The 26,260-nt window shown below is 67.1% G+C and carries 29 protein-coding genes; 11 read left to right on the plus strand and 18 right to left on the minus strand.

Annotation, left to right across the window (positions count from 1 at the left end):
• Positions 1-44 precede the first annotated feature (44 nt).
• Positions 45-965 (plus strand): 4-hydroxybenzoate octaprenyltransferase, encoded by a 921-nt coding sequence (gene ubiA / locus AQZ52_RS06945; RefSeq protein WP_067907717.1) that lies wholly within the window; start codon positions 45-47, stop codon positions 963-965.
• Here the strand turns inward: ubiA and AQZ52_RS06950 are convergent.
• Positions 956-1,342, minus strand: coding sequence for a VOC family protein (locus tag AQZ52_RS06950; RefSeq protein WP_067907720.1), 387 nt, complete (start codon positions 1,340-1,342; stop codon positions 956-958). The genes ubiA and AQZ52_RS06950 overlap by 10 nt on opposite strands.
• Before the next feature lie 95 nt (positions 1,343-1,437).
• On the opposite strand from AQZ52_RS06950, the gene soxR reads away from it, so the two are divergent.
• Positions 1,438-1,896, plus strand: a complete 459-nt coding sequence (soxR, locus tag AQZ52_RS06955) for a redox-sensitive transcriptional activator SoxR (RefSeq protein WP_067907723.1) — start codon at positions 1,438-1,440, stop codon at positions 1,894-1,896.
• On the opposite strand, the gene AQZ52_RS06960 is transcribed toward soxR, so the two are convergent.
• The 4 genes from AQZ52_RS06960 to AQZ52_RS06975 all read right to left on the minus strand — a co-directional run bounded on the left by AQZ52_RS06960 (position 1,893) and on the right by AQZ52_RS06975 (position 7,695).
• Positions 1,893-5,375 carry a chromosome segregation SMC family protein gene (locus AQZ52_RS06960; protein WP_067907726.1) on the minus strand — a complete coding sequence of 1,161 codons (3,483 nt, stop codon included), beginning with the start codon at positions 5,373-5,375 and terminating at the stop codon, positions 1,893-1,895. The two genes, soxR and AQZ52_RS06960, sit on opposite strands and share 4 nt — an antisense overlap.
• Positions 5,376-5,455: 80 nt before the next feature.
• The gene (locus tag AQZ52_RS06965) at positions 5,456-6,214 is read right to left on the minus strand and encodes a thioredoxin domain-containing protein (protein WP_067907729.1); all 759 of its coding nucleotides are present in this window, start codon (positions 6,212-6,214) and stop codon (positions 5,456-5,458) included.
• A 178-nt stretch (positions 6,215-6,392) separates the two neighbouring features.
• Positions 6,393-7,106, minus strand: coding sequence for a thioredoxin domain-containing protein (locus AQZ52_RS06970; protein ID WP_067907732.1), 714 nt, complete (start codon positions 7,104-7,106; stop codon positions 6,393-6,395).
• 19 nt (positions 7,107-7,125) lie between these two features.
• Positions 7,126-7,695 carry a DUF721 domain-containing protein gene (locus AQZ52_RS06975; protein ID WP_067907735.1) on the minus strand — a complete coding sequence of 190 codons (570 nt, stop codon included), beginning with the start codon at positions 7,693-7,695 and terminating at the stop codon, positions 7,126-7,128.
• 29 nt (positions 7,696-7,724) lie between these two features.
• Between AQZ52_RS06975 and AQZ52_RS06980 the strand changes: the two genes are divergently transcribed.
• From AQZ52_RS06980 to AQZ52_RS06995, 4 genes are read left to right on the plus strand one after another with little or no spacing between them, the layout of a single operon-like run.
• Positions 7,725-8,795 (plus strand): A/G-specific adenine glycosylase, encoded by a 1,071-nt coding sequence (locus AQZ52_RS06980; RefSeq protein WP_067907738.1) that lies wholly within the window; start codon positions 7,725-7,727, stop codon positions 8,793-8,795.
• 3 nt (positions 8,796-8,798) lie between these two features.
• Positions 8,799-10,109: a serine hydrolase domain-containing protein gene (locus AQZ52_RS06985; RefSeq protein WP_067907740.1), complete on the plus strand. Its 1,311-nt coding sequence runs from the start codon at positions 8,799-8,801 to the stop codon at positions 10,107-10,109.
• A 5-nt stretch (positions 10,110-10,114) separates the two neighbouring features.
• A complete protein-coding gene (nudC, locus tag AQZ52_RS06990; protein ID WP_067907743.1) occupies positions 10,115-11,020 on the plus strand; it encodes an NAD(+) diphosphatase in 906 nt (301 codons plus the stop codon).
• On the plus strand, positions 11,017-11,724 hold the full coding sequence (locus AQZ52_RS06995) for a DsbA family oxidoreductase (RefSeq protein ID WP_067907747.1): 708 nt from the start codon (positions 11,017-11,019) through the stop codon (positions 11,722-11,724). The genes nudC and AQZ52_RS06995 overlap by 4 nt, the downstream gene beginning before the upstream one ends.
• Before the next feature lie 353 nt (positions 11,725-12,077).
• Here AQZ52_RS06995 and AQZ52_RS07000 read toward each other — a convergent pair whose 3' ends face one another.
• Positions 12,078-12,470, minus strand: a complete 393-nt coding sequence (locus AQZ52_RS07000) for a DUF1489 domain-containing protein (protein ID WP_067907750.1) — start codon at positions 12,468-12,470, stop codon at positions 12,078-12,080.
• Positions 12,471-12,477: 7 nt separating this feature from the next.
• A complete protein-coding gene (gene mgtE, locus AQZ52_RS07005; RefSeq protein ID WP_082697606.1) occupies positions 12,478-13,959 on the minus strand; it encodes a magnesium transporter in 1,482 nt (493 codons plus the stop codon).
• A 112-nt stretch (positions 13,960-14,071) separates the two neighbouring features.
• Between mgtE and AQZ52_RS07010 the strand changes: the two genes are divergently transcribed.
• From AQZ52_RS07010 to arsH, 3 genes are read left to right on the plus strand one after another with little or no spacing between them, the layout of a single operon-like run.
• Positions 14,072-14,527 (plus strand): peptidylprolyl isomerase, encoded by a 456-nt coding sequence (locus tag AQZ52_RS07010; RefSeq protein ID WP_067907753.1) that lies wholly within the window; start codon positions 14,072-14,074, stop codon positions 14,525-14,527.
• 37 nt (positions 14,528-14,564) lie between these two features.
• A complete protein-coding gene (locus tag AQZ52_RS07015; protein ID WP_067907756.1) occupies positions 14,565-14,996 on the plus strand; it encodes a GNAT family N-acetyltransferase in 432 nt (143 codons plus the stop codon).
• 8 nt (positions 14,997-15,004) lie between these two features.
• Entirely contained in the window at positions 15,005-15,724 is a 720-nt protein-coding gene (arsH, locus tag AQZ52_RS07020; protein WP_067907759.1) for an arsenical resistance protein ArsH, read from the plus strand.
• Here arsH and AQZ52_RS07025 read toward each other — a convergent pair.
• Genes AQZ52_RS07025 through AQZ52_RS07050 form a run of 6 tightly spaced genes read right to left on the minus strand, consistent with a single transcriptional unit; the run spans position 15,721 to position 20,165 of the window.
• Positions 15,721-16,134 (minus strand): YqfO family protein, encoded by a 414-nt coding sequence (locus AQZ52_RS07025; RefSeq protein WP_067907763.1) that lies wholly within the window; start codon positions 16,132-16,134, stop codon positions 15,721-15,723. The two genes, arsH and AQZ52_RS07025, sit on opposite strands and share 4 nt — an antisense overlap.
• A gap of 3 nt (positions 16,135-16,137) precedes the next feature.
• Positions 16,138-17,019, minus strand: coding sequence for a LysR substrate-binding domain-containing protein (locus AQZ52_RS07030; protein WP_067907765.1), 882 nt, complete (start codon positions 17,017-17,019; stop codon positions 16,138-16,140).
• Positions 17,020-17,026: 7 nt separating this feature from the next.
• A complete protein-coding gene (locus AQZ52_RS07035; RefSeq protein ID WP_067907767.1) occupies positions 17,027-17,965 on the minus strand; it encodes a hemolysin family protein in 939 nt (312 codons plus the stop codon).
• A 20-nt stretch (positions 17,966-17,985) separates the two neighbouring features.
• Complete coding sequence (gene ybeY / locus AQZ52_RS07040) at positions 17,986-18,486, minus strand: rRNA maturation RNase YbeY (protein WP_067907769.1); 501 nt, start codon at positions 18,484-18,486, stop codon at positions 17,986-17,988.
• Between the two features lie 19 nt (positions 18,487-18,505).
• Positions 18,506-19,036: a hypothetical protein gene (locus AQZ52_RS07045; protein ID WP_067907772.1), complete on the minus strand. Its 531-nt coding sequence runs from the start codon at positions 19,034-19,036 to the stop codon at positions 18,506-18,508.
• Between the two features lie 28 nt (positions 19,037-19,064).
• Positions 19,065-20,165, minus strand: a complete 1,101-nt coding sequence (locus AQZ52_RS07050) for a PhoH family protein (protein ID WP_082697607.1) — start codon at positions 20,163-20,165, stop codon at positions 19,065-19,067.
• Between the two features lie 259 nt (positions 20,166-20,424).
• On the opposite strand from AQZ52_RS07050, the gene AQZ52_RS07055 reads away from it, so the two are divergent.
• Both AQZ52_RS07055 and AQZ52_RS07060 read left to right on the plus strand, forming a co-directional pair.
• Positions 20,425-20,688 carry a hypothetical protein gene (locus tag AQZ52_RS07055; RefSeq protein ID WP_067907775.1) on the plus strand — a complete coding sequence of 88 codons (264 nt, stop codon included), beginning with the start codon at positions 20,425-20,427 and terminating at the stop codon, positions 20,686-20,688.
• A 149-nt stretch (positions 20,689-20,837) separates the two neighbouring features.
• Positions 20,838-21,194, plus strand: a complete 357-nt coding sequence (locus AQZ52_RS07060) for a hypothetical protein (RefSeq protein WP_067907778.1) — start codon at positions 20,838-20,840, stop codon at positions 21,192-21,194.
• Positions 21,195-21,243: 49 nt separating this feature from the next.
• Here the strand turns inward: AQZ52_RS07060 and miaB are convergent, their stop codons facing one another.
• The 5 genes from miaB to AQZ52_RS07085 all read right to left on the minus strand — a co-directional run bounded on the left by miaB (position 21,244) and on the right by AQZ52_RS07085 (position 26,233).
• Positions 21,244-22,599 (minus strand): tRNA (N6-isopentenyl adenosine(37)-C2)-methylthiotransferase MiaB, encoded by a 1,356-nt coding sequence (miaB, locus tag AQZ52_RS07065; RefSeq protein WP_067907781.1) that lies wholly within the window; start codon positions 22,597-22,599, stop codon positions 21,244-21,246.
• 114 nt (positions 22,600-22,713) lie between these two features.
• The gene (locus tag AQZ52_RS07070; RefSeq protein WP_067907784.1) at positions 22,714-23,757 is read right to left on the minus strand and encodes a hypothetical protein; all 1,044 of its coding nucleotides are present in this window, start codon (positions 23,755-23,757) and stop codon (positions 22,714-22,716) included.
• Positions 23,758-24,256: 499 nt separating this feature from the next.
• On the minus strand, positions 24,257-24,970 hold the full coding sequence (locus tag AQZ52_RS07075; protein WP_156424804.1) for a class I SAM-dependent methyltransferase: 714 nt from the start codon (positions 24,968-24,970) through the stop codon (positions 24,257-24,259).
• Complete coding sequence (locus AQZ52_RS07080; RefSeq protein ID WP_067907787.1) at positions 24,967-25,839, minus strand: lysophospholipid acyltransferase family protein; 873 nt, start codon at positions 25,837-25,839, stop codon at positions 24,967-24,969. Before AQZ52_RS07080 ends, AQZ52_RS07075 begins: the two co-directional genes overlap by 4 nt.
• Positions 25,811-26,233 (minus strand): Fur family transcriptional regulator, encoded by a 423-nt coding sequence (locus tag AQZ52_RS07085; RefSeq protein WP_054122249.1) that lies wholly within the window; start codon positions 26,231-26,233, stop codon positions 25,811-25,813. The genes AQZ52_RS07080 and AQZ52_RS07085 overlap by 29 nt, the downstream gene beginning before the upstream one ends.
• Between the last annotated feature and the right edge of the window lie 27 nt (positions 26,234-26,260).

Here is a 26,260-nt window from a genome sequence, read left to right on the forward strand (position 1 = left end):
GGAGGGCTCTAGCCGATCGCAGCCGCCGGGGCTATGCCGAGCGTATGTCCGCATCCCCCGAAATCGTGCCCGACACCGAGTATCGCGGCCTGCTCGCCGCCTTGCCTCCCACCTTGCGCGATCTGGCGCTGCTTGCGCGGTTCGACCGGCCGATCGGCTGGTGGCTGCTGTTCTGGCCTTGCGCCTGGGGGGTGTTCCTTGCTGGCGGCGCAGCGCACTGGGGCATCGTGCTGTGGATGCTGCTGGGATCCATCGCGATGCGCGGGGCGGGCTGCGTTTACAATGATATCGTCGATGCCGATCTCGATGCCCGCGTGGCGCGGACGGCATCGCGGCCGATTGCGAGCGGGGCGGTTTCCAAGCAGGCGGCGTGGGTCTGGCTGCTGGCGCTGTGCGGGGTGGGGCTGATCGTCCTCCTCCAACTGCGCTGGCAGGCGCAACTCGTGGCGCTTGGCAGTCTCGGCCTCGTCGCGGCCTATCCCTTCATGAAGCGGATTACCGGCTGGCCGCAGGCGTGGCTGGGGCTGGTCTTCACCTGGGGCGCACCGGTTGGCTGGATCGAGGTGACCGGGTTTGACCGGCTGGCGCCGCTTGGCCTGCTCTATGCCGGGTGCTGGGCATGGTGCATGGCCTATGACACGATCTATGCGCTGCAGGACCGCGAAGACGATGCGATGGTCGGCATCGGCTCTTCCGCCTTGTCGTTCGGGCGCCATGTCCGCGCCGGGGTGATCGGGCTCTATGCCCTGGCGACGGCGTGCTGGGCGGGGGCGGTCTGGCTGGTGCGGCCCGATCCCGTGGCGCTCTTCGCGCTGCTCCCCGTCACGCTCCACTTTGCCTGGCAGGCGCTCACGCTCGATACGGCCGATAGCCTCAGTGCTCTCGCGCGGTTCCGCTCGAACCGGTTCGCCGGCGCGCTGATGGCGGCGGCTTGCTTCGTCGTGGGAGCTGCCACTCAGCTATAGCTGACCAGTTCCCACTCGATGCCGTCCCAATCGAAGACATAGAACCGACGCCCCGGTTCATAGTCCCCGTGGTTGAAGGGCTCCAATCCGGCCTCGATCACCACACGCTCGGCCGCGTCGAGATCATCGACCAGCAGACCGATGTGATTGAGCGGCTGGCCCTTGGAGAAGGGGCCCGAAAGCGGAGTATCACGCTGATAAAGCGCAATATAGTCGATGTCGGCGCCAAGGTGAATGGTCCAGCCGCCCTGCGCCGAGGGCCCGCGCCAGCGTTCGTGCCACCCGCAGAGACGGGTGAGGAAGCGGGCCGTGCGATCGGGGTCGCTGACCGTGATTTTGATGTGTTCGAGGCGCGCGGTGACGGGATTTTCGGTCATCCGGAACGGTCCTTGATTTTCTGGCACAACTACGCGCTAGCCCTTATGCAACCTCAAGCAGGCTTTAGATCAAGCCAAAAGTTCGGGGATTCGCGATGCTTGCGAGAACGTCCAAGGGACGCAATGATCTAGTGCCGATCGGCGTGGTCGCGCAGCGTACCGGGCTCGCTGTCTCCGCCATCCGTTACTACGAGGAGCGCGGGCTTGTCGCCTCGGTGCGCACAGAGGGCAACCAGCGCCGCTTCTTGCGTTCCGATATCCGCCGCCTCAGCTTCATCCTCATCGCGCAGCGCCTTGGGCTGGGGCTGGCCGAGATCGAGCGCGAGCTTGCGTCGCTGCCGCGCGGCCGCACGCCGACGGTGCTTGATTGGCAACGCATCAGCCGTTCACTGCGCAGCGAGATCGACAGCCGCATCCAGCTGCTCACCCGCACGCGCAACAAGCTCGATGAATGCATCGGCTGCGGCTGCCTCAGCCTCGACCGCTGCGCGCTCTACAACAAGGAAGATCGCGCCGCGGCCGCCGGGCCAGGCCCACGCTTCGTGCTGGATTAGACCGGCCCGCTCGCCAGCAGGCTCTCCGCCCCGCCAAGATCCACGCTGACAAGGCGCGAAACGCCGCGTTCCACCATCGTTACACCGAACAGACGATGCATCCGGCTCATCGTGACGGCATTGTGGGTCACGATCAGGTACCGCGTGGTGGTTTCGGCGGCCATGGCATCGAGCAGATCGCAAAAGCGTTCGATATTCGCGTCGTCGAGCGGCGCGTCGACCTCGTCGAGCACGCAGATCGGCGCGGGGTTGGTGAGGAACAGCGCGAAGATCAGCGCGACGGCCGTGAGCGCCTGTTCGCCGCCTGAGAGCAGCGTCAAAGACTGGAGGCGCTTGCCCGGGGGCTGGGCAAAGATCTCGAGGCCCGCTTCCAGCGGATCGTCGCTGTCGACCAGCGCAAGGTGCGCCTCGCCCCCGCCGAACAGCCTTGCGAAGAGGCGGCGGAAGTGGGCATCGACCGCCTCGAACGCGGCGCGCAGGCGCTCTCGTCCCTCGCGGTTGAGCGCGCCGATCGAGCCACGCAGGCGGTTGACCGCTTCAATCAGTTCGGCCTGCTCGGTGACAACGGCGGTGTGCTGGGCCTCTGCCTCGGTCAATTCGGTCGCCGCGACGAGGTTGACCGGCCCGAGCCGTTCGCGTTCGGCAAGGAGGCGGTCGTGCGCGGCGGATTCCTCGGGCGCGGCGGAAACGTCGCTGCCGGGAAAGCCGATGCGTTCGGGCAGCAGCGGCGGCGGGCACTGGAACCGTTCGCCGGCGATGCCCGCCATTTCCTGCCGGCGCTGGTCTTCGTTCTCGGCCTTGGCGCCAAGCGCCGCCCGGGCTTCACGGGCCGAGGCCAGCGTTTCATTCGCGGCGGCGAGCGCGGTATCGGCGCTGCGGGCTGCGGCCTCGGTGCGGGCCAGCGTCGTCTCGGCCTCGGTGAGAGCGGTTGCATAGCGAGCGCGCAGGGCTTCGGCTTCTTCCAGATCGCGCGCCAGGGCAGGGGGTTTTGCCGCCACGACGCCGCGTTCCTCGGCAAGGTCCTCTGCCTGTGCGGCCATCGCCGCTAGCCGCCGGGCCGCGTCGCCGGCGCGGGCCTGCCAGCCGCGGATATCGCCGCGCAGCGCGCCGAGGCGCTCCTTGCCCACGGCAAGCGCCTGTCCGTGCGCGGCGACGGCGGCCATGCCAGACTGGTAGGCGGTGCGGGCGCGGTCGTTCTTCTGGCGCTCGGCATCCACGGCGGTGCGTCCGGCGGCGGGATCGGGCAGCGCGGCGCGGCGGGCTTCAGCGTCTGCCAGATCGGCCTCGGCGGCGCTGCGCTGGCTGGCCAGATCGGCAGCCGCGCGGTCGATCTCCTCGCGCCGAGCCGCAATCCGGGCGCGGGCGGCCTCCGCCTGATCCAGCGCGCGAAGGGCGCTGCGTTCGGCGTCCGCTGCCGCCGCCAGCGCACGTTCGTTTGCGCCAAGTTCTGTCTGGATGCGGGCAAGTTCGGCCTGCGCACCCGCAAGCTCGGCCTGCGCCGTATTGCTGGCGGCTTCGGCAGCTTCGACAGCAGCGCGGCGTTCGGGAAGCGCGGCTTCCAGTTCGGCGAGGCGGTTTTCTGCGGCGAGTATGGCCGCTTCCGCGCCGCCTTCGCCTCGCGCGACGAAGCCGTCCCAGCGGCGGAGATGGCCATCGCGGGTCACCAGCCATTCGCCGGGGGCAAGAGTTTCGCCCCGGTCCTCATCGGCGACGCGCACAAGCGCAAGGCGGGCGGCAAGTTCGGGCGGGCACTGGGTCACGCGGTGGATCAGCGCATCGGCGCGCGGGGCGGGTGCCTCGGAACCGGTCCAGAAGCGGCCATCGCCAGCCGGTGCAGCGCCGAGCGGGGCAGCAGCGTCGCGGCCGAGTACAGCCGCCAGCGCGCGTTCATATCCCGGGGCAGCGCGGGTAGCGGCCAGCGCGCTGGGGCCCTTGCCGGTGCGCGCCGCAGCGGCCTCGCGCGCGGCCTTGTCGCGGGCCAGCGCCGAGCATTCGCGTTCGATCCCGACGAGATCGGCGCGCGCCGCTGCAAGATCTGACGATGCTGCCTCGCGCGCAGCGGCAAGGCCTTCGCGCTCCGCTGTCAGGCGATCGCGCGTTGCGGTCAGGCGTTCGCGCGCCGTGCCGGCCTCGGCCAGCGCGGCGGCGGCATCGGTGCGGCGTGCTTCGGCGGCGGCCATGGCGGCAGCCGGATCGGGCTCGGCCTCCAGCGCGCGGCGGGTGGCGGCCAGGCGTGCCTCCTCGCCATCGAGGCGCGTCAGGCCGTGGCGTGCCGCGGTCAGCGCGGCTTCGGCAACGCGCCATTCGGCCTCGACCCCGGCCTGCTCCGCCACCATCGCGGCCAGTGCGAGTTCGGCGGCGCGCGCGGCCTGTTCGGCGGCGGCTTCGGCAGCCTTGAGCACAGGTCCTTCCGCCGTCTGGGCGGCGAGCGCGGCTTCGGCGGCGGCAAGGTCCGCCTCGAGCCGGGTGAGCGCTTCGGCCGCGTCGCGCGTCAGGCGATCGGCCTCGCCGCGTTCGGCCTCGATGCGGTGGATCTGGCGGTCGATATCGGCAAGCCGCTGGGCTGCGGCTTCGGCCTGTGCGGTGAGTGCGGCGATGCGCTGGCCTTGTGCTGCAGCGTCCTGGCGGCGGTCGAACAGCGCGTCGCGCGCAGCGCTCTGGGCGGCGGTGGCGGCGTGCTGGGTCTCCTGCGCGGTTCGGGCGGCGGTCTGCGCGGCGGCCACGGCGTCCTCGGCGCGGGCGGCAGCCGCGCGCGCAGCCTCGGCGGCGGCGGCGGCGTCACGCCAGCGTGCGAAGATCAGGCGGGCCTCGGCGACGCGGATGCGTTCGGAGAGCTGCTTGTAGCGCTCCGCGGCGCGCGCCTGCCGCCGAAGCGTGCCCACTTGCGCTTCCAGCGTCACGATCAGGTCGTCGAGCCGGGCAAGGTTCGTCTCGGTGGCGCGCAGCTTGGCCTCGGCGTCCTTGCGCCGCACGTGGAGCCCGGCGATCCCGGCCGCTTCTTCCAGCATCGCGCGGCGCTCGGCGGGGCGCGCGGCGATCACGGCCGCAATCCGCCCCTGGCTGACGAGTGCGGGGCTGTGTGCGCCCGTCGCCGCATCGGCGAAGACCAGCGCTACGTCCTTGGCGCGCACGTCACGGCCATTGACGCGGTAGGCACTGCCCGCGCCGCGCTCGATCCGGCGGACGACTTCCAGTTCGCCGCCGAATGGCCCGGAGGGGTCCGTCTCGGCCGAGAGCATCACTTCGGCAAAGTCGCGCGCAGGGCGGCTGGCGGTGCCAGCGAAGATCACGTCTTCCATGCCGCCGCCGCGCAAGCTGCGCGCCGAGCCTTCGCCCATGACCCAGCGGATCGCTTCGAGAAGGTTCGATTTGCCGCAGCCGTTGGGGCCGACGACACCGGTCAGGCCGGGCTCGATTCGCAGTTCGGCGGGTTCGACAAAGCTCTTGAAGCCCGAGAGCTTCAGGCGCGTGAACTGCATGGGAACGCGGCTCGCCGCGTTGCCACTCTCAGTCATGCGCTGCGCCCCCGCCCCGCATGGATGGGTTCAGCTCCTGCCGATCAACGCGCGCCGGCCTGCTTCAGGATCGGCTCGAGCGCGTCCCAGGTGGCGACTTCGACATTCCGGCCATTGACGATGAACGTCGGCGTGCCGGTGACGTTATAAGTATCGCCAGCCTTCGAGGTGTCGGCCACCAGCTTGCTGGCAACTTCGGGCTTGGCCAGGCACTGTGCCGATTGATCCTTGGCGATGCCGCGCGCCGCGAAGAAATCGCTGAGCCCGCCGCGCTCCCCGATCACCGTGAACATCTGTGCGGGCGGTGTGCTGTTCGCCTGAATGAATTCGCCGGCGGGCTTGAGCTGGTCGAAAAGCTGCTTCTGGTTGGCATAGACCTGCTCGGTCAGCGCGAAGAAGCTGTCCGGCGATCCGCAGCGGATGAGCATGGCCATCGTTGTATCGTAGGGATCGCGAACGAAGTTGCGGAATTCGAGGCTGACCGTGCCTTTTGCGACATACTCGTCACGCAGATGCGGAAAGCCCTTTTCCTCGAACTCGGCACAGTGCGGGCAGGTCAGCGATGCAAACTCGATGATCTTGATCGGCGCGTTGGGATTGCCCATCACATAGCCGCCCTCCGCCGTCACCGATACGACATCGGCCCAGGCCTTGCCTGCTGGCGGCGGCACGGCGTTGAGCGGCGCACCGACGGGGGCGGCCCCTGCCTCGTCCTTCTTGCCGCAGGCGGCAAGGCCGAGCGCCAGAGGCAGCGCGATCAGGGCAAGAAGAAGATGGCCGGGCGAGAAGAGCTTGGTCTGCATAAGGTCGGGTTTCGCTTCGCTGATAGGGACAACAGACGTTGGCAGGTACAACAGGCGTTGGCAGGTACAACAGACTGGGCTGTGCTAGCGGATTGGATGGCGGGTTAGAAGAGCGCGTTGCAGCGTTTGGGGGATTACCCGCCCGCGCGGCGGGGCCCGAAGCGCCTGAAACGCTCGCTCAGCGCAGCCGTGCCTCGAGCTGGGGCTTGAGAGTCGCCCACGAATAGGTCCCGCTCAGCGGCACGCCGTTGAGCAGGAAACTCGGCGTGCCGTTGACGAAATCCTTCTGGCCGGCTTCCTTGGTGTTCTTGGCGAGGCGATCGGCGAGCCCCTTGTCGGCAAGGCAGCGGTCCAGCTCGACGCGGCCGTAGCCGCGCGCTTCCATCAGCGAATAGAGCCCGAGATCGCTGGCGATGGCGCGGGTCCGCGCGCCGAAATCGGTGTTCGACCAGCGGGCCTTCTGCGCTTCGGTCAGGCTGGCCAGCGGGGCCATCCACGTCGTCTGGTGGCGCAGGAACGCGCTGTGATTGCCGAAGAACTTCGAGGCCGGGCCGCAATGCGTGAGCAGCGCGACAGTGAGGTCGATCGGATCGCGCAGGAAGCTCCTCACCTCGATCGAGCCCTTGCCCGTGGCAATGAAGCCGATGCGCAGCTGGGCATCGGATTCTTCTTCGAAATGCGCGCAGTGCGGGCACGTGTAGCTGATGTACTCGACCAGCTTGACCGGCGCATCGGGATTGCCGAGCAAGTGGCTGTCGAGCGGTGTGCGGACAACGACGTTGTTCCAGTTGACCTTTGGCGCGGGGGCTGCCGGCTTGGTCGCGGCCGTAAGCAGCGCAACGCCCAGCAGCGCGGCGAGGAATAGGCCCATCGTCTTCAACAGTGTGCGCATTGTCAGTCCTGCTTTCCGCCTAATCCGTCCCGTTTGCCTCGCCGAGGCTGCGCGCCAGTGACTCCAGCACCGTGCGCAGCTCCGGATCGCCGATATCGCGCAGGCTGTCGCCAAGTTCCATAGGAATCGGCTTGAGCGAGGGCGGCGCGGCGCGCAGCGGGCGTTGCGTGTCGGTAGCGGCGGGCGGCTGAACCTCGCCTTGCCGGAGCTTGACCCGCGCGACAGCGCGATAGCCGAAGAAGCGGTTCACGCGCTCGATGATGTCCGGGATCACGTGCTGGATCAGCGGAGCGTGGGCGGGTGTCACCACCAGCTGGAGAATGCCTTCCGATTTCTCTCCGGGGGGAAAGCGGATCGATTCGGGTGCGCAGTGGCGGGCATGTGCAGGCCCCACGATCTCGCCCCAGCGTGAGACGACCGAGCTCTGCACAAAACCGAAGCGGCGAAAGGCGGTACGCCCGATCGCGGGCATGAGATCGGCGATGGCGCGCGCCTCACCGCCGCGCGGGCGCTCGTAGGTGCGGGCACCGGCGGGCTTCCTTGCGCTTTTGGGAGGGGCCCCCTTCGGAGATGCTGGATCGCGTTCCATATCGCGAGCCGCCATGCCATAGCCGCGTCATGCAGACCAGTGGCGAGACGGTTCGGATCGGGGATGGCGGGGATCGCGGCGCCGTCGCAGCGGCTCTGCTCGCCTGGTACGATGTCAACGCGCGCCGCCTGCCGTGGCGGGCGCTTCCGGGCGAGTCTGCGCCCGATCCCTATCGCGTCTGGCTTTCCGAAGTCATGCTCCAGCAGACCACCGTGGCGGCGGTCCGGGCCTACTATGCCAAGTTCCTCGCGCTCTGGCCCACGGTCGAGGCCCTGGCCGCCGCCGATGACGCCGATGTGATGGCTGCGTGGGCGGGCCTCGGATACTATGCCCGCGCGCGCAATCTCCTCGCCTGCGCGCGTGAGGTGGCCCGGCTGGGCGGCTTTCCGCCGACGGAGGAGGGGCTCCGGGCGCTGCCGGGGCTCGGGGCCTATACCGCTGCCGCCGTTGCCGCGATTGCCTTCGGGCAGCGTGCCGTGGTGGTCGATGCCAATGTCGAGCGCGTGGTCTCGCGCCTCTTCGCGATTGCCGAGCCGCTGCCGGGCGGGCGGACGGCGATCCGCGCCGCCACCGATCGCATCACGCCGGACGGGCGCGCGGGCGATTTCGCGCAAGGCCTGATGGACCTGGGCTCCTCGATCTGCACGGTGCGCAGCCCCCGCTGCCTGCTTTGCCCGCTGGCCGATGCCTGCGCAGCGCGGGCTGCGGGGACCGCCGAAGCCTATCCGGTCAAGGCGGCGAAGAAGGCCAAGCCCACCCGCACCGGCACGGCGTTCTGGATCGAACAGGACGGGGCCGTGCTGCTCGTCCGGCGCGAAGGCAAGGGCATGCTCGGCGGCATGCGCGCGCTGCCCGATGATGGCTGGTCGGCCAGGGGGGATGGCCATGCCGTGCCGCCCGTCGCCGGGGATTGGCACAAGGCCGGGGTTGTCCGCCACGGTTTCACGCATTTCGATCTCGAACTGCAATTGATGCTTTGCGCGCGCGCCGATTGCGCTAGTCTGCCGGCGGGGGAGTTCTGGCCGGTCGAGGGGATCGAGGCTGCTGGGCTGCCCACGGTGTTTGCCAAGGCCGCACGCCTGGCGCTTGCTCACAGGTAGTCCATGGAAGATCGATCGTTTCTGCTGTCCCGGCGCTCCCTGCTGCGGTCTGCGGGTTGGTTCGGAGCGGGCCTTGCCGGCTCGGCTTTCCTGCCCTCGCGTCTCCTCGCCGATCCTGCCGTCGAGGCAGTGTACCCGACGGTCACCAACCTCGTGTACGACTATGTCGCCTCGGGCCGGCTGCCCGGCGCAGTCGTCGCGCTGGGCTGGGGCAGCGGTGCGCCGATGCAGATCGCGCGCGGCACGATGGCCTTCGACTCCCTCGTCCCTGTCGATCTCGACAGCCTCTACCGCATCTATTCGATGACCAAGCCGATCACCGGCATGGCGGCCATGCTGCTGGTGGACGAGGGCAAGATCGGGCTCGATCAGCCGATCAGCGATTTCCTGCCCAGGTTCGCGAAGATGCAGGTGCAGATGACGCCGGACGGTTCGATCACCAGTCTCAAGCCCGCGCAGTCCGCCATCACCCTGCGCCACCTCCTCACCCACACCGCCGGCCTTGGTTATTCGATCATCCAGAAGGGGCCGCTCAAGCAGGCTTACGAGGCGGCCGGACTGGTGCCGGGGCAGGCCTCCCGCCTCTCTATTCCCCCGTTCAGCGGGGTGAAGACGGTGCCCAGCCTCGCCGAGTTCGCCGACAAGCTCGCCGATATGCCGCTGGTCTACGAGCCGGGGACGCGGTGGAGCTATTCGGTCGGGCTCGATCTGGTCGGGCGGATCATCGAGGTGGTCTCGGGGCAGAGCTTCGATGCCTTCCTCGCCGCGAGGATCTTCGGGCCTTGCGGCATGGCGAGCACCGGCTTCCAGGTCGCCGCCGCGCAGGCCCCGCGCCTCACTACCAACTACGTGATCCACGACGGCAAGACCGATCCGATCGATCCGGGGGCCAGCTCGGTCTATCTCGATCCGCCCGCGTTCCCCTTCGGCGGTGCCGGCCTTGTCAGCAGCCCGCGTGATTACGACCGCTTCCTGATGATGCTCGCGGGCGGGGGCAGCATCGGCGGCACCCGGGTGATGAGCGAGGCGGCCGTGCGCCTCGGCACGAGCAACCTCCTGCCTGCCAGCGCCGATCTTGCGGGGACCTGGGTCGCGGGCGCCGGTTTCGGCGCGGGCGGACGGGTCGGCCTCGGCGCGGATGCCGGCACGTTCGGCTGGTCGGGCGCTGCGGGCACGGTCGGCTTCGTCAACACGCGGGTCGGTCTGCGGGCGGGCCTCTTCGTGCAGTTCATGCCCTCGTCCGCGCTGCCGTTTCCCGAAGAATTCCCCAAGTCCGTGCTCACCGACATTTCGGCCATGAAGAAGGCGGCCTGAACCCCATGCTCTATCGTCCCAATCCTCCGATCTCCTTCACCGGTGCCGTGCTCGACCGCGCCGATCATATCCGCGCCGATGCAGACAAGCTGGCTGACCTCATGAACTGGCGCGCCCGGCTGCTGCGCCTCGACGGGCTCGATCCGGTGATCGGCGATGATGGAACGCTCGTCTGGGGCACGCTGGCCGATGCCGGGGAGCATGACGAACTGGTCTTCCTCGGCCTCGACGAATCCGGACGCGCCTGCTTCGCCCCCGTCTCCCCCGCCAACAAGGGCAATCCCGGCCCCGCCAACCCGCGCCTGTGGGGCGCGATGGCCTCGCTTCCCGCCGGCGATCTCGCAACCTACGGCGGCGCCCGCGCGCTCGTCGATTGGCACGCCCGCCACCGTTTCTGCGCCCGCTGCGGCTATGCCACCAAGCTCGGCAAGGGCGGCTGGCAGCGCAAGTGCGTCAACATGGATTGCAAGGCGGAGCATTTCCCCCGCGTCGATCCCGTCACGATCATGTCGGTGGAATGGGAGGGCCAGCTCCTCCTCGGCCGCCAGCCGCGCTTCCCGCCCCGCCGCTATTCCGCGCTCGCAGGCTTCGTCGAGCCCGGCGAATCGATCGAGGAAGCCGTCGCCCGCGAAGTCTACGAGGAAGCCGGCGTGCGCGTGCGCGATGTGCAGTATGTCGCCTGCCAGCCCTGGCCGTTCCCCTCCTCGCTGATGATCGGCTGCCACGCCCATGCCGATGATCCCGCCATCACCATCGATGCCACCGAGCTCGACGACGCGCGCTGGTTCACGCGCGACGAGGTGGTCTACGCGATGGAAGCCCTCAAGACCGGCGCCGAAGACGGCGCCTTCATCGCCCCGCCGCCTTTCGCGGTGGCCCATCACCTCCTCAAATGGTGGATCGAGCAATGAGCGAAGCAGCATCCCGGCCAGTCCCCGTCACCGTCGATATCTGGTCCGATGTCATGTGCCCGTGGTGCGTGATCGGCCATAACCAGCTCGAAACCGCGCTGAAGGGCATGGAAGGCGAAGTCAGCGCCACCATCCGCTTCCACCCCTTCGAACTGAACCCTGACATGCCCGAACAGGGCGAGGAAAGCGCCGCCCACATCCAGCGCAAATACGGCCGCACCCCCGATCAGGCCGCCGAAGCACGCGGCCGCATGGCGCAGGCCGCCGAAGCAGCCGGGTACTCCTTCCACTACACCGGAGAAGGCGATCCGCCCCCCGCGATGATGTGGAACACCCGCCTCGCGCACCGCCTCCTCGTCCACACCCTGCGCGAACATGGCGCGGATATGCAGGTGCGGCTCAAGCGCGCCCTGTTCGACGCCCACTTCCAGCAGCGCCGCCGTATGAACGACCCCGCCGTCCTGACCGATATCGCCGCCTCCATTGGCCTCGACCGCGCCGAAGCCGCCGCTGCCCTGAACGATCCCGAAATCGACGCCATCGTCGAAGCCGGCGAACAGCAGGCGTGGGACTGGAACGTAAGCGGCGTGCCTGCGATGGTGATCAACGGCAAATACATGGTCCCCAGCGCGCAGGACCCGGCGACCTATGCGAACATGCTGCGACGGGTGATCGCCCGCGAAGCGCAATTGGCGGCAGGGTAACCGTTACAGGTCCATCGCTCAAACCCCCGTCGGCCCGTGCTTGACACGGGCCTTCGCTTTCTTTGGCGGCACAGGCTAGCCAAGCCCCGTGTCAAGCACGGGCCGACGAGGCAATGCGGGGAAGGCGCTCCAGAGACACTCCCGGCAATCCCCCATCCCGAATAAATAACAGACGCGTCTGTCATATATAATCTGCTGTCCTACAGCCGCTGCCTTTCGGCATAAGCTGCGAATGGCATTCGCAACCCTGCAAATCCACCATTTCCGGCCCTCGCCGGGTGCCTCGCAAGGGGGCAGTCCGGGCCTTGGAGTTTTCACTCAGGACTGTGTCAACCGTGTCAACTTGGGGCCCGTCAGGCCAGCCCCAGCTTCGCCAGTTCGCCCGCAAGGCTGGGCGGCAGCATGTCGGCGCTTTCGCCGTCCGCCAGATCGGCGGGGGCGTCGGCTGCTTCCAGATAGCGCCAGCCCTGGTGGGCCCGCTTGGGCTTGGGATGAACGTCGATCAGCTTCGTCGAGATCACGATGTTCGTCCGCCCGCCTTCGGCTTCCTCGAAGCCGAGGATCTCGCTGCGGGCGACGAGCTGGTGCTTGAGGATCCAGTAGAGCGAGCCGCCGATCATTTCCTCGTGGCGCTTGGGCAGGTAGCGCGTGGTCAGCCGCGCGGTCTCGCCCCGGGTCCTGAACCAGCTGTGGAGGTCTTCGAACGATGTCGCCCCGTAGGCGACCTTGGTCATGTGGAGCGGCATCGGTTTGTCAGGCCAGTCCGCTGAGCACGGCAAGGCCGAGGAAGGAGAAGAAGCCCATCACGTCCGTCGCAGTGGTCACGAAGACTGCGGAAGACACCGCCGGATCGACATTGAGCCGGTCCAGCGTAACCGGCACAAGGATGCCGGCAAGGCCCGCGACCAAGTTGTTGATCACCATCGCCGCGCCGATCACCGTGCCGAGCAAGGGGTTCTGGAACAGCAGCGCGGTGCCGCCCCCGATCATCAGGCCAAGCGTTGTCCCGTTGGCCAGCGCGATGCGAAATTCGCGCAGGATCATGCGGATGGTGTTCGAACTGGTCAGCTGGTTGGTGGCAAGCGCGCGCACCACAACCGCGAGCGTCTGCGTGCCGGCGTTGCCGCCCATGCCCGAGACGATGGGCATCAGCACGGCGAGCAGCGCCAGCTTGGCAATCGCGCCCTGGAACATACCGACCACCGAGGATGCCAGAATGGCCGTGCCGAGGTTGACCACCAGCCACGAAAGCCGCGTGCGCACGGTGAGATGGATCGGCTCGTTGATGTCGCCGTCGCCCGCACCGGACAGGCGCAGGATGTCCTCGCTCGCCTCTTCCTGGATGATGTGGACCACGTCGTCGACGGTGATCTGGCCAACGAGGCGCCCGCTTTCATCCACCACGGCGGCGGAAATCAGCGCGTATTTCTGGAAGCGCAGCGCGACTTCTTCCTGATCCATCGTCACCGGGATCAAGGTCTGGTCGCGCTTCATCACATCGGCCAGCGCAATGCTGCGGGGCGTGCGCAGGATCCACGAGAGCGCGCAGGTGCCGACCGGGTGATGCTTGTGATCGACGATGAACACTTCCCAGAACTCGGTCGCGAGATCCTGATCCTCGCGCAGGAAGTCGATGAGATCGCCGACGCTGAGGTGTTCGGGCACCGCGATGACGTCGCGGCTCATCATGCGGCCGGCGGAATCTTCCGGATAGGCCAGCGCGCTCTCGATCGCGGCGCGGTCTTCCGGCTCCATCTCGGCGAGGACGGCCTGCTGGTCCTCCTCGTCAAGATCCTGGATCAGCGCGACCGCGTCGTCCGTTTCCATGTCGCCGGCCAGTTCGGCGACTTCATCTGGATCGAGGTCCTCGACGAGATCGTCGCGGACGTAGTCGTTAAGCTCCGCGATGACCTCGGAGCCAAGCAGGTCGTTGATCGCGCGGGCCAGATCGACGCGGTAGTCTGGGCCGATCAGCTCGAACAGGTCGGCGACGTCGGCCGGGTGGAGCGGCTCGACGAGGTTGTAGACGGTCTCCTGATCATCCGCATCGAGTGCTTCGGTAACGCGCCGGATGAACGAAGGGCGCAGCGTGTTGTCCTCGTCGTCGAGGCTTTCCGAATTGCGCGCCACTTCAACCTGCGGGGGCTCGGGATGCGCGTGAACGAGCGCCGTCTCCGTCAACACGGAGCCGCCATCCGCCAGAGCGGAATCGTGCAGATCTTCATCGCGCGCCATGGCCGGGTGGATACGCCCGAGCGCGCCAAAAGCAACCTCGATGGCGCCAAGAGGTATACTTTGGTGGATGAGCGTTTATATGCCGGGACAAGACAGAAGGGATTTGGTGACCATGGCAGACGAAAAACTGGTTTTCACGCTCGATGGCGGCGATGTGGTGATCAAGCTGCGGCCCGACCTGGCCCCCGGCCATGTGGAGCGGATCACGGAACTGGTGAGCGAGGGTTTCTACGACGGCGTGAAGTTCCACCGCGTGATTCCCGGCTTCATGGCGCAGGGCGGCTGCCCGCAAGGCACCGGCATGGGCGGTTCCTCGAAGCCCGATCTCAAGGCCGAATTCAACGATGAGCCACACGTGCGCGGCGTGTGCTCGATGGCGCGCACGAGCTATCCGCACTCGGCGAACAGCCAGTTCTTCATCTGCTTCGATGATGCGCGCTTCCTCGACAAGCAGTACACCGTGTGGGGCGTGGTCGAGAGCGGCATGGAACACGTCGACGCGCTGCCCAAGGGCGAGCCGCCGGCAAAGCCCGGCGTGATCCACAAGGCCGTCATCGTCGCCGCCTGAAGACCCTCGCAGGGTGGACCTTGTTCTCAGGCCTCCCATGCCCGCGGATCGCGCGGCGTGGGACCGCCTTTGGGCCGGCTACCAGCGCTTCTACAAGGTGGCGATTGCCGAGGCGGTCAGCGATCTGACGTGGTCGCGGCTGCATGATCCGGCCGAGCCCATGCATGCCGCGCTGGCGTGGCAGGGCGCGCGGGCAGTCGGCATGGTTCACTGGGTCTTCCACCGCTCGACCTGGACCGACGGGCCTTACTGCTATCTGCAGGACCTCTATGTCGACGAGGATCTGCGCGGTGGCGGCACCGGCCGCGCGCTCATCGCACATGTGTGCGCCGAGGCCGAAGCGGCTGGCGCCTCGCGGCTCTACTGGCTGACGCACGAGACGAACACCGATGCCATGAAGCTCTACGACAAGGTCGCAGAGAAGTCCGGCTTCGTGCAGTATCGGATAGTGCTCCCGGCAGCACGGTGAGAAGCCCCATGACCGTCCATACCCGCCTTCGCACGCTTGCTGACCCCGACCATCTTCCGGCGCTGAACCGCGCCTATGTCCATGAACGGCCCGCGCTGGGCCTTGGTGACCAGACCAGCCCCCCGCGCATACAGCTGCTCTATGGCAGCTTGCGCGAGCGTTCGTTTTCGCGCCATGCGGTGGAGGAGGCGGCGCGGCTCCTGCAGTTCTTTGGCTGCGAGACGCGGATCTTCGATCCTTCCGATCTTCCGCTGCCCGATCAGGTTGCGGGTGACGATCATCCGGCGGTGCACGAACTGCGCGAACATGCGCTGTGGTCGGAAGGCCAGGTCTGGTGCAGTCCCGAGCGACATGGCCAGATCACCGGAATCATGAAGACGCAGATCGATCATCTGCCGCTCGCCTATCAGGGGTTGAGGCCGACGCAGGGGCGTACGCTGGCTGTCATGCAAGTCAGCGCAGGCTCGCAGTCGTTCAACAGCGTCAACACCTTGCGTATCCTTGGTCGCTGGATGCGCATGTTCGTAATCCCAAATCAGTCTAGCGTGGCCAAGGCCTATATGGAGTTCGATGCGGACGGGCGCATGAAACCCTCGAGCTACTACGAGCGCATCGTCGACGTGATGGAAGAGCTGGTGCGCTTTACCGTGTTGCTGCGCCCGCATGCCGGGCAACTGGTTGATCGCTATTCCGAGCGGATCGAGGCGGGCCAGCGCACCGATCGCTAGCCCCGCACCAGCAGACGCGTTTCCGTCACTTCGATCACTGGCACTTCCCACGGGTGCGCGTCCATCAGTGCGGCGAGCGCGCCGTCGATGGCTTCGGCGGGGGCTTCGGCCGGGATCCAGCTCACAAGCGTGACAGTGGGCGAATGCTCGATCTGGCCGGCCGAGCCGAGGGTCGGGTTCGCATCGGGGCTGGGCGCGAAGGTCTCCCAGCCGAGGCCGATTTCGGCAACGCCGTGGTACACGCCGAAGTCACCGAGTGCCCCCGGTGCGCGCAGGATGGCCAGCATGCGCGCCATGACCGGATCGTCCTCCAGCGCGCCGCGATGGCCGCCAAGCAGCGCGGCGAGCGTCGCCGGGGCGACCGGCACATGGACAGCAACGCGCAGGGCCCGCTTGTTCGAGGTGTTCATCGGTCAGAGCCCTGCCTTGATCATCCAGTCGTGGAACAGTCGCACCGGGCGCGACTGCAGAGCGCGGGGGCGGCAGACGAACCAGTATGAATAGGGGCTGTCGACTTCGATATCATAAAGGCGCGCAACACGCGGATCGTGGCTGCGCTTGTAGTGATCATCGTGCATGATCGCGATGCCGAGACCTTGTGCCGCCGCCTCGAGGATCAGCTGCCCTGAATCGAAATGATCGATGGCCGCGGGCTGCAGGGCTTCGAGATGGAGCGTCCGCTTCCACGCCTCGAAGCTCATGGGCAAGTCGTTGTGGACGAGGAAGGTCTGCCGGTTCAGCTTGGCGAGGTCCGGTCGCGGGCCCAGTTCGGCCACGAGTTCGGGCGTCGCAATGGCATAGACGCGGTTGTGATCGAGCCGCACCGAATGCAGCGAGCCATCCGGCCCTTCGGAGAGGATGATCGCCGCGTCGATGGTATCGCCCAGCTTGGTTTCGGCTGCGGCCGAGCTGTCGATATCGATATGAAGCTGCGGGTGGAGCTTGCGGAGTTCGCCAAGCCGCGGAAACAGGCGCTGGCTGCCGAACAGTGGCAGCACGCCAAGCCGCAGGCGCAGGACCTGCCCAGTATCGATCAGGCGGTCGATACGGTCCGCCATCTCGTCGATCAGCGGCGCAACGGCATCATAAAGCTGCTGGCCTTCGTCGGTCAGCTTGAGCAGCTGGTGCTTGCGCTCGAACACCGGCTTGCCGATGAACTCCTCCAGCGCACCAAGCCGCCGCGACAGGGCCGAGGGGCTCAGCGCCAGTTCCGCCGCTGCCGTCTTGGCCGAGCCGGCGCGCACGACGCGGATGAACGCTTCGAGCGAACGCAGCGGAGGCAGGCGGCGTATCATTGAAGGCTCAATCTTCCTCAGGCAATTGCGATGCCGGCGCATGGAGCCGCAGCCGGGTGAGCCGCCGCTCGTCCCCCGCTGTCACCTCGATCCGCCACCCGCTGTCATGTTCGAGCACGCGGCCGACCGGGGGCACTTCTCCCGCCAGCACGACCGCGAGGCCGCCCAGAGTATCCACGTCCTCGTCCACCAGCGCAAGCCGGGGATCGATCCGCTCGCCCACATCGTCAAGCTCGGCGCGCGCGTCCGCCTCCCAGGTCAGCTCGTCGATCTGGCGCATGAGGTCCTGCGGCGCGTCGTCGTGCTCGTCCTCGATCTCGCCGACGATTTCCTCGACGAGGTCCTCGATGGTGATGATCCCGTCGGTACCCGAATACTCGTCGATCACGATGGCAAGGTGGGTGCGGCTGGAGCGCATGTCGGCCAGCACATCGAGCGCACCGCGCGCCTGGGGCACGAACAGCGGCTGGCGCATCAGCCCGGTCCAGTCCTTCGGCGCGGGTTTTCCGTTGATCGCCATGCCCGCCACGATCGGGAACAGGTCCTTCACGTGGAGCATGCCGACGACCTCGTCGAGCGAATCGCGATAGACCGGCAGGCGGCTGTGGCCGTGGTCGGCAAAGGCGTCGATCACCTCCTCGAAGGTGGCGGAATCCGGGATTGCCACGATCTCGCCGCGCGGGATGGCAACATCGTCCGCGTCGTTCTCGCTGAAATGGAGCAGGTTCTTGAGCATCTGCCGCTCAAGAGGGAGAAGATCGCCCGTCGCGCTGCCCGCGCCGCCGCCTTCACCTTCATGCTCCTCGATCGCTTCCTCGATCTGGGCGCGCAGCGACTGATCCTGGTCTGGCCCCCGGAAGAATGCCTTCAGCGCGCGCCACAACGCGCCGCTACTGTCCCCTTCGCCCGATCGGCTTTCGCCGCCGGACCCATTGCCCTCAGGCACTTTGCGATACTCCCGTGCTGCTAGTGCGCCGCATATGGGTCGGCGAGGCCCATAAGTGCAAGCGCCTTTGTCTCCAGCGCCTCCATTTCCGTAGCGTCTGCCTCGCTCGTCTCATGGTCGTAGCCGGCAAGGTGCAGCAGACCGTGCACGAGGAGATGTGCGGCATGGGCCTCCACCGGGATGCCCTTTTCCGCCGCCTCGCGCGTGCAGACGCCGTGCGCGAGGATCAGATCGCCGAGCATCCCCGGCGCATCGGGCTGTGCGGCGGCGGCGAGCACCTCTTCGCGGGCCAGCATGGGGAAGGACAGCACGTTGGTGGGCTTGTCCTTCGCCCGCCATTGCTTGTTGAGCGCGTGGACTTCCGCGTCATCGGCCATGACAAGGCTGACCAGCAGGTGCTCGTGCGCCAGTTCGGGTGCGACACTGCCGGCCGCTTCGGCGGCGCGCGCGGCAAGGTCTTCCCAATCCGTGGCAGCGGGCCAGACGGGATCGATATCGAGTTCGAGAGTGGGGGCGGTCATCGGCGCGGGGGCAGGCCGGTCACGAGGCCGGGCAGATCTTGGGTTCGAACGGGCGGCCGGCGCGCTTTGCCTTCTTCGCATCGCCCGCTTCCATTTGCCGGACGACAAACTCGAGCAGCGCCACCGTGTTTTCCGCCGGCATCGGATCGAGGATCGCCAGCACCTTGTCCACCTTGCGGCAGGTTTCGGGCGTGAGGTCCTTGCCCATTTCCTTGGCGAGGCCGACTTTCAGGAAGACCCGCAGCTCGTCCGGCGTCATGCCGTCAAGCTCACCCTTGTCGTCGAAGCGCTTGACCAGCCTGGTCGCCACGCTGTCATCGCCGGGAAGTGCTTCGTAGCGCTTCGCGAGATCGGGGGCCTTCGTGGCAAGGTAGGAATCGGCAGGGAGCGAAGGGCCGCACTTGGTGCTGACGCCGGTGATCAGGATCGGCATCATCAGATGCGCCGCAGCCCGCATGTCTGCCGAGGAGATGCAGGCCGCCGGTTCCGCCAGCACCGGCTGAACGGTCATCGCCGCAAGGGCCGCACATGCCGCAATCTTCTTCATCATCCCGGAAAGACCCTCGCCTCGGCGCGGCTCAATCGCCGCCGTCCTTGCCCTCGTAAGCCTCGACAATCCGCCCGACAATCGGATGACGGACCACATCGGCGACATTGAAGCGCACCATGCCTATGCCATCCACCCCGTCGAGCCGCTTGACCGCATCGTTGAGCCCGCTGGCGGCGCTGCCGCCGGGCAGGTCAGTCTGCTTGGGATCGCCGCAGATCACCATGCGGCTGTTCTGGCCGAAGCGGGTGAGGAACATCTTCATCTGCATCGGCGTGGTGTTCTGCGCTTCGTCGAGGATAACGAAAGCATCGGCCAAGGTGCGTCCGCGCATGAAGGCGATCGGCGCGATCTCGATCTCTCCGGAAGCCAGACGGCGCTCGACCTGTTCGGGCGGCATGCAATCGTAGAGCGCATCGTAGAGCGGGCGGAGATAGGGATCGACCTTCTCCTTCATGTCGCCGGGCAGGAAGCCCAGCCGTTCTCCGGCTTCGACCGCCGGGCGCGAGAGGATCAGGCGCTGCACGCTGCCGCTGATGAGTTGTGCCACCGCCTGCGCGACGGCGAGATAGGTCTTGCCAGTGCCTGCCGGCCCGAGTGCAAAGATCACGTCGTCACGCACCAGCGCGCGCATGTATTCGATCTGCGTGGCCGAGCGCGGGACGATGGTTTTCTTGCGGGTGCGGATCATGATCGGCGGCGCACCGTCCGGGGCACCGGAGATGATCCCTTCCAGCGTCGGCTCGTTCGACATCATGATCAGCGATTCGACCGCGCCGGCATCGACTTCGTGCCCTGAAAGCAGCCGCTGGTGCATGCCCTTCAGCACATCGCGCGCGCGGGCCACGGCATCATCCGGCCCTTCGATCACCGCCTTGTTGCCGCGCGCCGAGATGTAGACGCCGAGCCGGTTCTCGATCTGTACGAGGTTCTGATCGAACTGGCCGAAGAGCGCGCCGAGAACGGTCTGCTCGTCGAACGCGATTTCGATCCGTGCGCGCCGCTGCGGTTCGGAACGGCCCTCCCCCCGAGGCGCCTCACCCCACGGGGGATCGTTCCGGCGCTTGTCGGAACGGTCGCTGCCGAAGCCGCGGGCTGCCTCATCGTGCGGGCGGGAGAACTTGCGGGCCATGCGCTCCTTTCATGCTCGGTGCCCTGTCAGATTAGGCACCGATGCGACAGGCGCAAGACAACCGGGCCCGAAATCGGCTTCCGAGCGGAGATATGCACCGCCTTTGTGTCGAAGCGTGCCAAGCCGGGCACTGCCTGCGACAGACCGCGACCAGGATGACGCCCGGCTGACAGGGCTGTTCCCGGCATGTTCAGGCGGCGCGGGGCAGGGAAGGCTGCAGGTTCGCGGGCACCGCGATCCCACGTGAAAGGACACTACCATGCGAACGTATCTGCTGACTGCCGCCATCCTCGCGCTCAGCCCGGCTCTCGCCCAGGCCCACGCGGGCGAGACGCCTGCGCAAGGCCGCGCGATGTCGCTGCATCGCGATGGGATGCACGATCGCCACGAGGTGCGCGAGGAGCGCCGCGAGGTGCGCCACGCACGGCGCGAACTCAGGCACGACCGCCGCGAACTGCACCGCGCGCGGATGGCGCGTGCCCATGCGCGCGCGTGGCATCATCGCCGTCACAACCACCGCTGACCGATGCGTCCGCATCGCCGCCCGCGGGCTGCGGCGCGGTCCATCCTGTCCAATATTTAAGGCTGCGGGATGGTTTTCGTCCATGCGGCAACGCCTAGCACACGATGGCCGCCACCGCTTGATCGGCGGCTTCGACAGGAGAACTTTCCATGCGCAAGACCATTCTCGCCGGTTTCGCCGTTGGCGCCCTCGCGCTCTCGGCCTCGGCCGTGCAGGCACAGACCGGCGCGCCCTCCGCCCCGAGCCACACCGAGCACGCCGCGAAGGAAAAGAGCGAGGAGCATGCCGACCGCGTCGCCGCGATGAAGGAGCGCGACAAGCTGCATGCGGACAAGGTTGCCGAGATGAAGCGGCGCGACAAGGAGCACGCCGACCGCGTCGCGGCCATGCGGACTAGCGACAAGGAACACGCCGACCATCGTGCCGAATTGCGGACGCACGAAAAGCAGGCTGCCGACAAGCGCGCGGCCGACAGGAAGGCCAAGGCGCCGCAGCACAAGGTCTGATTGCCAGACCCCTTGCGGTGACCGCTGGTGGGACGGTGCGGCCCGCGGCTCAGCCCGCGGCGCGTCCCACCAGCTGGCCGCCCAATGAATTGGGGCCTGCCTCGACAAGATCGACTTCCACCAGATCCCCCAGCGCGACATCGCCGGTGAAGTGGACCGATTGCAGCCAGGGCGACTTGCCCAGCCATTGCCCGGGATGGCGGCCCTTGCGCTCGACCAGCACCTCGCAGCGCTTGCCGACACTCCCCCGGTTGAACGCCAGGCTGTCGCGCTGGAGCGCGGCGATCAGGCGCTGAAGGCGCTCGTCCATCACTTCCGCTGCGATCTGGCCGTCCATCGTGGCGGCGGGCGTGCCCGGGCGCGCGGAGAACTTGAAGCTGAAGGCCTGTGCGTAGCGGGCCTCGGCGATGATCTGCAGCGTTGCCTCGAACTCGGCCTCGGTCTCGCCGGGGAAACCGACAATGAAATCGCCCGAGAGCGCGATATCGGGCCGTGCGGCGCGGACGCGCTCCAGAATGCGCAGGTAGCCTTCGGCGGTATGGCTGCGGTTCATCGCCTTGAGCACGCGGTCGCTGCCCGATTGCACCGGCAGATGGAGGAACGGCATGAGCTTTGGGTTGAGGCCGTGGGCCTCGATCAGCGCGTCGTCCATATCCGCAGGGTGGCTGGTCGTGTAGCGAATGCGGGCCAGCTGCTCGATCTTCGCAAGTTCCTCCGCAAGCCCGGCAAGCCCGACGCGGCGGCCTTTCCCGTCCTCGCCGCTCCAGGCATTGACGTTCTGCCCGAGCAGCGTGATCTCGCGCGCGCCGCCTTCGACCAGCGCGCGGGCCTCGCTGACGAGATCGGCATGAGGGCGTGAGAGTTCTGCGCCGCGGGTATAGGGCACGACGCAGTAGGTGCAGAACTTGTCGCAGCCTTCCTGCACGGTGAGGAAGGCGCTCGCGCCCACTTTGCGGCGCTTGGGCAGCGCGGCGAACTTGGCCTCGGCGGGCATGTCGGTTTCGGTTGCGCGGCCACCGGCGGCGGCTTCGGCAACCATCACGGGCAGGCGGTGATAGGCTTGCGGGCCGACGACGACGCGCACCGACGGCGCGCGGGCCATGATTTCCTCGCCCTCCGCCTGCGCGACGCAGCCCGCCACCGCGATCAGCGGCACCGCGCCGGCCTCGCGGCCATCCTTCACGATCCGGCCGATATCGGAATAGACCTTCTCGGTAGCCTTCTCGCGGATATGGCAGGTGTTGAGCACGACGAGATCGGCCGCTTCGCTCTCGTCCGCCGCGCGCATGCCTTCGGCGGTGAGCAATTCGGCCATGCGCTCGCCGTCATAGACGTTCATCTGGCAGCCGAAGCTCTTGACGTTGAACGTCTTGGGGAAAGTGCGGGGGGGCGGGGTCGCAGGCATAGCGGCGGCGCTTACGCGATTCTTCCGCGCGTTAGAAGGGGGCGTGGGCCGAGGTGCCTGTTCCGCCCCCCTCCGAGGCTATCGCCCGAGTGTTCAGGCGATCGGCGCAGGCGATCAGGGCAACGTGAAGGCCGCTGATGCGCCGATAGCCGTGGCCGCGATCACCAGGCCGAGGCCGCTGCCAATGCTCGCATTGCCAATGCCGCCTCCGACGAACACCGCCCCGGAATTGCTGGAACCATACGTGATCGTGCCCAGCGTGCCGGACACCGAAATGCCGTCGCCAGTATACGAGATGTAGCGCGCGGAATTGCTGACCGAGGTGCCGACGGCACCGACGCTGATGCTGTTCTTGCCCTCAAGAGTCAGGTCAGTGATTGAGACGTTCGAACTGATCGAGCCCGAGTTTTCTACGTCAAAAGTGACGTCGCCGAACGCGACGCTCGGCTCGGCGCTGCCGGCATAGACCACGGCGGTGCTGCTGACCGAGCCACTGGCGCCGATGGCCATCATGGAGATGCTGCCATCTACGCTGTCCGCGCCGAGTGTGGCGCCGGTCAGGGTGGCGGGCTGGGTGGGGTCGTCGGTCGAGCCGATGGTCACGTCGCCGCTGTTGATCGCGGTTACGTTGATCTGGCTACCCTCGGCGATCGAGATCTGCGACGAATAAGTACCGTCATCGACAATCGCGAAGACCGACACGCCGGCCGATGCGCCGATCGCCGATCCGCTGAACGCATTGCGCGTGCCGCCATTGATCTGCGGTCCGCCGCCATTGGCGCCGACATCGGTCTGTATCGTGACCGCGCTGTTGTTTTCCGCGCGGAGCGTGACGTCGCCGCTCACGGTAAGGGAGTGGCTCACCGTGACGCCGCCGAGCACGTCGTCCGTTACGCCGAACTGGGCCGATGCGCCGACGGCGTTGAGCGAGATGGAATTGTCGTGACCGAGGTCGATCACCGCGCCGTCGACTGTTCCGATGACGCTGACCGGGCTGTCAAGGTTGGTCGCCGTAGCGGTGATGTTGCCACCAACCGAATCATCGATAGCGAGATCCTGGTATGTCGCCGTGTTGTGCGTGACGGATGCGGACGCACCGACCGCGCTGGCGCTGATCGTATTGCGCGAACCATCGGCAATGACAGCGCCGCTGATCACCGCACCGCTCTCCGGGGCCAATGTAATCGAGGCGCCAGTATTGCTAGCCTCGACAGTCGTATCGCCGGCAATAGACCAGCTATCGGCAATTTGACCAAAGGCGGCTTGAGGAAGTGCGGATATAGTCAGTATTGAGGTACTGGCTATTGCATAAAGATGTGGTGTCTTCATGGCTATGATCACCGTCGGAAAATATTGCAGAAAAAAGTAAATTTTATGTACTAGTTTGTATTGATTATCTCGGCACGGGACCGAATATGTACTTGGTGAATAGGCAAGAAGGCTGGTTGGCTCACCGTGCAAAGGTGCCGTTCTTGCAGTGACGCGGCGCTGACGCGGGAAATTGGCGTCAAAATTGCACTGTCGGGGCGTTTGGCCGGGCGTAGCGCGCGCAGCAGGGATCAGGCCTGCGCTGAGGCAGACCTATCCGGATCGGATCAAACTGGAGGAGCCTAGGGCTGCGGCGGTTATTGCGGCAGTGACTGGTGCGGTGCCGGTGTCAGGCCGAAGCGGTACCCGGCACGGCACGCCGGGTTATCCGGTAAACGTGGGCCGGCGGCATGTTGCGCCACACCCGCGCCGTACGCACGGCCGCTAGATCAAGCTGCGCCATGATGTCCTCGCGCACCGGGCACCGCGGACCGTAGGTGAACTGGTGAATCGCCGCGTCCTCGGTGCAGAGCGCAAAGGTAGCTGCAACGATGCGCTCGACTTCGTGGCCTGGGAAGTTGAGCAGGGGAAGGCCGCTGACGACGGCGGCCGGGCGCTGGCCGCCGAGCTCGGCGGCCGTGACACGCGCGGCCTTGCAGGCCAGCACGCGGGCCCGCGGGAACGCCTGCTGCAGCCGCGCGGCCAGCAAAGGGTCTGCCTCGACCAGGATGAGATCAGCCTCGGCTACGCCGCGCGACAGCAGGGCCCGGGTGAACACGCCGGTCCCCGGCCCCAGTTCCAGCACCGGTCCCGCCGCAGGATCGATTTCCCGGGTGATTGCTTCGGCCAGTGCGGGACCGCTGACGAAGCCGCCGAACCGACGCGGGTTGGCAACAAAGCGGCCAAGGCCGAGCAGCGCCTCCGGCGGACCCTTGCGCAACCGTGCCGGAACCCCGCCCCGGCTGTGCTTTACGCGGCGGATCTTGCGCCGCACGGCATTGGTCAACTTGCAAACAACATCGCGCGGACGGCGCGCCATGTCTGCCTTGAGCCTGATCCTCACGCCGCGCTCTTCGCGGCCTCATATCGCACGGGCGCCACGTCGAAGGCAAAGGGCCGCAACGGCTCGCCCAGCGCGGCTTCGAGCGCGGGTTCGATCCGGCGGCGTGCTTCGGCGGCAATCGCTTTGCGGCCGGCGAGCCCCTGCGGGTCGAACGGTTCGAGGAAGTGGACCTCGAGGCGGAACGAACCCCGGCGCGACAGGATGCGCTTGCCATTGGACACACCGTCTTCGGTGCCGATCCAGCCGATCCATTCGGCAACCCGGCCATAATCGAGCACCACCGGCTGGACCAGCACGCCCGGGGGCGGCGGTTCGAGCACGCGCAGCATGGAAGTTTTGAACGGCAGCAGAGACTTGCCGTCGGTGCAGGTGCCTTCGGGGAACACGGTGATCGACCAGTTGTCGGCCAGCGCCTCCTTGAGGCGGTTGATCTGGTCGGCCACGCCCATACGGTCTTCGCGGCTGACGAATACGGTGCGGTTGATCCGTGCCAGCCAGCCGACTACCGGTGCCTGGGAAAGTTCTGCCTTCGCCACGAACGCCGTGCCGCTTGCGCCGCCCAGGGCAAGGATATCGACCCACGAGAGGTGGTTCGAGATGTAGAACACATCGCGCTTCAGTGGCACGCCATGGACCCGTACACGCGCACCGACGATGCGCGCGGCGATGAACAGGAACAGCTTCGGGAAGGGCGAGCCATAGTGCACGACCCGATAGAGATAGTGCAGCGGCACGCACACCAGCATCGCCAGCACCAGCAAGACCCCGCGCAGGCAAATCCGTCCCCAGCCCATCCAGGTGATGGGGGCGCCGCGTTCCGGACCAACCTTGCGGCGGGCCCTACGCCTCGCGATCAGACTTGACACCATAAAGCTCCATGCGGTGGTCGACGAGGCGGTATCCGAGCCGTTCTGCGATCTGGCGCTGCAGTGCTTCGAGCTCGGGATCGACGAATTCGATGACCTTGCCGGTCTCGACATCGATCAGATGGTCGTGATGGGCTTCCGGCGTGGCCTCATAGCGGGCGCGGCCATCGCCGAAATCATGGCGGTCGAGGATGCCCGCCTCTTCGAACAGGCGCACGGTGCGGTAGACCGTGGCGATGGAAATGCGCGGATCGCGTGCCGAGGCGCGCTCGTGCAGCTTTTCCACGTCGGGATGGTCGTCGCTTTCCGACAGGACCTGCGCGATCACGCGGCGTTGCTCGGTGATCCTGAGACCCCGTTCCGCGCAAAGCGCCTCAATGTCGATTGCCTGATGCAAGAGTGCGCCCATCCCGGTTAGCTTGCC

It is taken from the genome of Novosphingobium fuchskuhlense (assembly GCF_001519075.1).
Taxonomy (GTDB): Bacteria; Pseudomonadota; Alphaproteobacteria; order Sphingomonadales; family Sphingomonadaceae; genus Novosphingobium; species Novosphingobium fuchskuhlense.

Bases quoted from the DNA above. Each gene is read 5' to 3' on its own strand.
- AQZ52_RS07010 (WP_067907753.1), top strand. From the start codon at position 14,072: ATGGCAGACGAAAAACTGGTTTTCACGCTCGATGGCGGCGATGTGGTG.
- AQZ52_RS06970 (WP_067907732.1), bottom strand. From the start codon at position 7,106: ATGCGCACACTGTTGAAGACGATGGGCCTATTCCTCGCCGCGCTGCTG.
- AQZ52_RS06980 (WP_067907738.1), top strand. From the start codon at position 7,725: ATGCAGACCAGTGGCGAGACGGTTCGGATCGGGGATGGCGGGGATCGC.
- AQZ52_RS06950 (WP_067907720.1), bottom strand. From the start codon at position 1,342: ATGACCGAAAATCCCGTCACCGCGCGCCTCGAACACATCAAAATCACG.
- AQZ52_RS06960 (WP_067907726.1), bottom strand. From the start codon at position 5,375: ATGCAGTTCACGCGCCTGAAGCTCTCGGGCTTCAAGAGCTTTGTCGAA.
- AQZ52_RS07050 (WP_082697607.1), bottom strand. From the start codon at position 20,165: ATGGCCCGCAAGTTCTCCCGCCCGCACGATGAGGCAGCCCGCGGCTTC.
- nudC (WP_067907743.1), top strand. From the start codon at position 10,115: ATGCTCTATCGTCCCAATCCTCCGATCTCCTTCACCGGTGCCGTGCTC.
- arsH (WP_067907759.1), top strand. From the start codon at position 15,005: ATGACCGTCCATACCCGCCTTCGCACGCTTGCTGACCCCGACCATCTT.
- ybeY (WP_067907769.1), bottom strand. From the start codon at position 18,486: ATGACCGCCCCCACTCTCGAACTCGATATCGATCCCGTCTGGCCCGCT.
- AQZ52_RS07055 (WP_067907775.1), top strand. From the start codon at position 20,425: ATGCGAACGTATCTGCTGACTGCCGCCATCCTCGCGCTCAGCCCGGCT.
- AQZ52_RS07045 (WP_067907772.1), bottom strand. From the start codon at position 19,036: ATGATGAAGAAGATTGCGGCATGTGCGGCCCTTGCGGCGATGACCGTT.
- AQZ52_RS07030 (WP_067907765.1), bottom strand. From the start codon at position 17,019: ATGATACGCCGCCTGCCTCCGCTGCGTTCGCTCGAAGCGTTCATCCGC.
- AQZ52_RS06975 (WP_067907735.1), bottom strand. From the start codon at position 7,695: ATGGAACGCGATCCAGCATCTCCGAAGGGGGCCCCTCCCAAAAGCGCA.
- AQZ52_RS07000 (WP_067907750.1), bottom strand. From the start codon at position 12,470: ATGCCGCTCCACATGACCAAGGTCGCCTACGGGGCGACATCGTTCGAA.
- ubiA (WP_067907717.1), top strand. From the start codon at position 45: ATGTCCGCATCCCCCGAAATCGTGCCCGACACCGAGTATCGCGGCCTG.
- AQZ52_RS06995 (WP_067907747.1), top strand. From the start codon at position 11,017: ATGAGCGAAGCAGCATCCCGGCCAGTCCCCGTCACCGTCGATATCTGG.
- soxR (WP_067907723.1), top strand. From the start codon at position 1,438: ATGCTTGCGAGAACGTCCAAGGGACGCAATGATCTAGTGCCGATCGGC.
- AQZ52_RS07015 (WP_067907756.1), top strand. From the start codon at position 14,565: ATGCCCGCGGATCGCGCGGCGTGGGACCGCCTTTGGGCCGGCTACCAG.
- AQZ52_RS07080 (WP_067907787.1), bottom strand. From the start codon at position 25,839: ATGGTGTCAAGTCTGATCGCGAGGCGTAGGGCCCGCCGCAAGGTTGGT.
- AQZ52_RS06985 (WP_067907740.1), top strand. From the start codon at position 8,799: ATGGAAGATCGATCGTTTCTGCTGTCCCGGCGCTCCCTGCTGCGGTCT.
- mgtE (WP_082697606.1), bottom strand. From the start codon at position 13,959: ATGGCGCGCGATGAAGATCTGCACGATTCCGCTCTGGCGGATGGCGGC.
- AQZ52_RS07060 (WP_067907778.1), top strand. From the start codon at position 20,838: ATGCGCAAGACCATTCTCGCCGGTTTCGCCGTTGGCGCCCTCGCGCTC.
- AQZ52_RS07025 (WP_067907763.1), bottom strand. From the start codon at position 16,134: ATGAACACCTCGAACAAGCGGGCCCTGCGCGTTGCTGTCCATGTGCCG.
- AQZ52_RS06965 (WP_067907729.1), bottom strand. From the start codon at position 6,214: ATGCAGACCAAGCTCTTCTCGCCCGGCCATCTTCTTCTTGCCCTGATC.
- miaB (WP_067907781.1), bottom strand. From the start codon at position 22,599: ATGCCTGCGACCCCGCCCCCCCGCACTTTCCCCAAGACGTTCAACGTC.